3 protein-coding genes are annotated in these 4,549 nt (G+C 43.8%); 1 reads left to right on the forward strand and 2 read right to left on the reverse strand.

The window, feature by feature from the left end:
• Positions 1-172: 172 nt before the first annotated feature.
• A complete protein-coding gene (locus tag BCT81_RS12630) occupies positions 173-1,219 on the reverse strand; it encodes a succinylglutamate desuccinylase/aspartoacylase family protein (protein ID WP_102424642.1) in 1,047 nt (348 codons plus the stop codon).
• 273 nt (positions 1,220-1,492) lie between these two features.
• On the opposite strand from BCT81_RS12630, the gene BCT81_RS12635 reads away from it, so the two are divergent.
• Positions 1,493-2,032 (forward strand): DUF3332 domain-containing protein, encoded by a 540-nt coding sequence (locus tag BCT81_RS12635; protein ID WP_004741496.1) that lies wholly within the window; start codon positions 1,493-1,495, stop codon positions 2,030-2,032.
• 122 nt (positions 2,033-2,154) lie between these two features.
• On the opposite strand, the gene BCT81_RS12640 is transcribed toward BCT81_RS12635, so the two are convergent.
• The gene (locus BCT81_RS12640; RefSeq protein WP_102424643.1) at positions 2,155-3,627 is read right to left on the reverse strand and encodes an aminoacyl-histidine dipeptidase; all 1,473 of its coding nucleotides are present in this window, start codon (positions 3,625-3,627) and stop codon (positions 2,155-2,157) included.
• Between the last annotated feature and the right edge of the window lie 922 nt (positions 3,628-4,549).

The raw sequence follows: 4,549 nt of genomic DNA on the forward strand, positions 1-4,549 counted from the left end.
ATACATTTTAGCTCTCGGCTATATTTGGACATAAAAAGACCCCCAATAATTGGTGTCCAACTATTGGGGGTCAGTTCATATTGGGGCTTTTTCGTTTGTGGAGTTCGTTGCTATTTGCTTAAGAGCGATGGTTTTGGCTTCTTGCTTTTTACATCGCTCTCTCAAGCCTTAATCAGTTGTTTAGCGTAGTTAACCAATCGTCCTCTGCTACTTCTTCAATGTAGCTTTCTACGGTTTGTCCTACTTCTTCATCGTCTTGCTTGAAGTAAGCGATGTGGAATACTGCATCACCTTCGTTCACCAAAGGTAGAGTTTGTTGGCCAATCACGATACCGCCTTTAGTCGTGATAACTTGGCTCTCTTGGTGACCTAATGGAGAACTGATGTAAGCAAGTGTTTGTCCTGCTTCAACTTGTTCACCCAGTCTTACCATGTTACGCAAGATACCGTCTGATTCTGCTCGAATCCAGCTGGTGGATTTGCTCAATACTGGCTCTGGCAGCTTCTTGCGGTTCGGGCGCAGCATGCCGATTTCTTTCATTACTTGGTGAATGCCAAGGTAGCCTGCTCGAATCGCTAGGTGATCAAAGCGCAGCGCCTCACCACCTTCGTACGTTAGTACCGGAATACCCAACTTTTCCGCTTCGCTTCGTAATGAACCATCACGTAGAGGTGAGTCGATGATCACCGGTGTCGCGAACGCTTTTGCGATGCGCATGGTTTCTGGGTTCGAAAGGTTCGCACGAATTTGTGGCAAGTTCGTACGGTGAATCGCACCCGTGTGTAGGTCCAGAATGAAATCACAGTGCTTAGCCACGTTCTCGAAGAAAGTGTAAGCGATACGCGATGTTAGCGATCCTTTCTCACTACCTGGGAAGCAACGGTTTAGATCGCGACGGTCTGGTAGGTAACGAGACTTATGGATGAAGCCGAATACGTTAACGATCGGCACGACAATCAATGTCCCTTTCAATTTCTTAGGATCAATCGCATTGGTGAGCTGGCGTGCAATCTCAACACCATTTAACTCATCACCGTGAATCGCTGCGTTTACCATCAGTGTTGGACCTGCTTGGCGACCGTGAATGATTTCAATCGGGATTGAAAGTGGAGAGTGCGTGTAAAGCTGAGCTGCTTGCAGTTCAATCTCCATTCGCTGTCCTGGCTGAACAGTAGAACCAAGTAATTCGAATGGTTGATTAGGTTTTAGTCTTGCCATTTAGGTTGTTCTCAACATGGTGATAATTCGTTAACACGGAATGTAGCAATCGTTGATTTTTAGTACGAATCAATCGTTTTACGGTAACGACAAAACTTTTTTGTGGAGGCGTATCGGGAACGGTATTCCATGGATGGCGCCCCCTTTGGAATACGCTTTTTATTTGTAAGGTTTTCTGACAATTTATTGATTTAACTCTGATAATTGTGTTTTTCGCACTTGCTATTATCCATCGCCATTTTCTGGCGGCCAATTTCAAATATCGAGATGAAAATGAAAAAAACAATTTCAAAAGTTGTAGCACTTGCAGTGGTATCTGTTGCTTTATCTGGCTGTGTTGGTAGCAACGCAGTAACGGGTTACCTAATGAAGTTCAACCTTAAAGCCGTTGATAACCGTTACGCGCGTGGTGGCTTAAACTTACTGTTGGCACCGGCATACGGTCTAACGGTTGCAGCGGATTACCTAGTATTCAACTCACTAGAGTTCTGGACTGGTAGCAACCCACTAACGGGTGCGCCGCATATCTTTGATACTAAGGTGGATACTTACATTGATATCAACCATCAGCTAGATCCGTCTCTAACGGAAGCGCCTGTAGGTCCAATCACTAATGTAAACATGATCGAAAAAGGTCAGATGCAGCAGATTGATGAAAACACTATCCAAATGGACATCACTTACCAATCTGGTGAGCGAGCGACACTAATCGGTGTTCGTGATGGCGAGATGGTGACGTACTTCATCGATGGCGAAGTGGTTGCACAAACTTCAATTGATGAGCTAGAGAGCTACGCAGCTTCACGCGCTTAATATCTTAGCTGTTCGCAAAGCTTAGATACAAAAACAGGTACTCAATGAGTACCTGTTTTATTTCGTGTCGATGAGTAGTATTTACCGCGAAATCCTATCTATCGAAAACATAATGGTTCGAATTATGCTTTTTCTGGGATTGCTTCTAGCAGCGCAACCATTTGGTTCCAGAATAGCTCAACCGTATCAATTTTCACTTTCTCATCTGGAGAGTGAGGGAACTTGATAGTCGGGCCGAAAGAAACCATGTCCATGTTCGGGTAAGGTTCTTTGAATAGACCACACTCAAGACCAGCATGGATAACCATGATGTTTGGCTTGTGACCGTAGATACCTTCGTACATGTCGCGGAAGATGTGCATGATTTCTGAATCTGCGTCTGGCTTCCAACCTGGGTAAGCGCCAGAGAATTCGATGCTCGCACCAGCAAGCTCTGCTACAGAGTGAAGCATGCTCTCAACTTGGCTACGGCCAGAGTCGATCAGAGAGCGGATTAGGCAAAGTACTGTGATTGAGTTCTCTTCTGTCGTGATAACACCCACGTTTAGAGATGTCTCAACAACACCTTCAATCTCATCACTCATACGAATTACGCCGTTTGGCGCTGCGTTAAGTGCTGCGATGAAGCGAGCTTGGTCAGCAGCTGCAAGTGCGCCCATTTCAACTGAAGCTTCTTCGTTGAAAGTCACGATGCTGTCTTCTACTTTACCTAGCTCTGTAGAAAGTAGCTCTGTGTAGTAGTTGTATAGAGAAGCCAGTTTCTCTTGGTTTGCCGCTGGAACAGCAACGGTAACGAAACCTTCACGAGGGATTGCGTTACGTAGGCTGCCGCCTTTGAATTCTACGATGCGTAGGTCTAGCTCTTTCGCGTGACCTGCTAGGAAGCGTGCAAGCAGTTTGTTCGCATTCGCACGGCCAGTGTGGATGTCACAACCTGAGTGACCGCCTTTAAGACCTTTAAGCGTTAGCTTACGAGTCACGAAATCTGCTGGGATTGCAGTACGAGCAATGTCAAATGTCATTGCGCCGTCGATGCCGCCAGCACAACCCATGTACACTTCGCCTTCTTGCTCTGAATCGGTGTTAAGAAGGATATCGCCTTCTAGCCAACCCGCTTCAAGACCGAACGCACCAGTCATACCTGCTTCTTCGTCTACTGTTAGTAGTACTTCGATAGGGCCGTGCTTGATTTCGTTTGATGCAAGAACCGCTAAGCATGATGCCATGCCCATGCCGTTATCTGCGCCAAGTGTAGTGCCTTTTGCAGTTACCCACTCGCCGTCGATGTACGGTTGGATTGGGTCTTTAGTGAAGTCGTGAACCGTATCTTCGTTCTTTTGCGGAACCATATCGATGTGAGCTTGTAGCACAACACCTTTTTTGTTTTCCATGCCCGGCGTCGCAGGCTTTTTGATGAATACGTTGCCCGTTGGATCACGGCGTACATCTAGGCCTTGCTCTGTCGCCCAAGCAATAATGTATTGAGCAAGCTCTTCTTCATGCTTAGAAGGGTGTGGGATTGAGCAAATCTTATCGAAGAACTGCCAAATAGGGGCAGGGGATAATTTACTGATCTCAGAATGGAATTCAGACACGGATGACTCCTTTTTTATTTGATAACCATATATTTAGGCTTTCTATGGGTATAAACATAGAGCAAAAACCTAAAATATAGGTCTGTTTTGATGCCGACAGCATACCATTAGAGTGTTTTGACGAGTAGCGCTTCTAAACCTGAAATGCTTCAAATTTTGAACGCCATCTTGTTCATTTGATCTTGCATAAGTGCTCTGATGCTTATTAAAGATGCAAGCAAACGTTTGTTTAAGTCTGTTTTGTAATTTTATTACGAAATTAGGTTTGTAAAATAACCCGTACCGGCCAAAAGTGTGACCTGAGGCAAAAAATACTTGTAATCTTTTTTCTCTAAGGTATATTTGTAACCAACTTCTTAAGTGAAGAGTAAATGCTCAAAGGATGAGTCCGTTTATCGCCTCCAAGGAACCGAGAAATCAAATTCGTTTTTTATTGATTTATTAAGGTGATAGTTATGAAAGGTTTACCATCTGCAATGTTCTGGCTTAACAACTCTGTTTACACTAGCAACTTTGCATACCCTACAAGCTTTGGTTACTAATACCATAAGCATGTAACTCGAACAGTTTTGTTCACCCCTATATATTGGAATTCTCTTACAACCCTTTTGGTTGACAGATTCTACCGCCACTCAGTTTTGAGTGGCGTTTTTTTTGCCTGCTACTTTTATCCTCAGCTTTGATTCGTCATCTATCTACGACTATGCTCGGTTGTTTTTTAAACAGCAAAATATCAATTTGAGCCTTATTACCAATCCTGTTGAAAATCGGACAACTCTTGTGGGTTTGAATTGGCAAATTTAGCGCCAGATTCTTAATGAAAATAACTGATGGTTGAAAAAGTAATCAAATAAATACGACCATTAAACTGTTTTTAGTCTATTGTTTTTAATGTGTATTTTTCTTTTTAGATGTGATTTTT

It is taken from the genome of Vibrio sp. 10N.261.52.A1 (genome assembly GCF_002876325.1).
Classification (GTDB): domain Bacteria; phylum Pseudomonadota; class Gammaproteobacteria; order Enterobacterales; family Vibrionaceae; genus Vibrio; species Vibrio chagasii.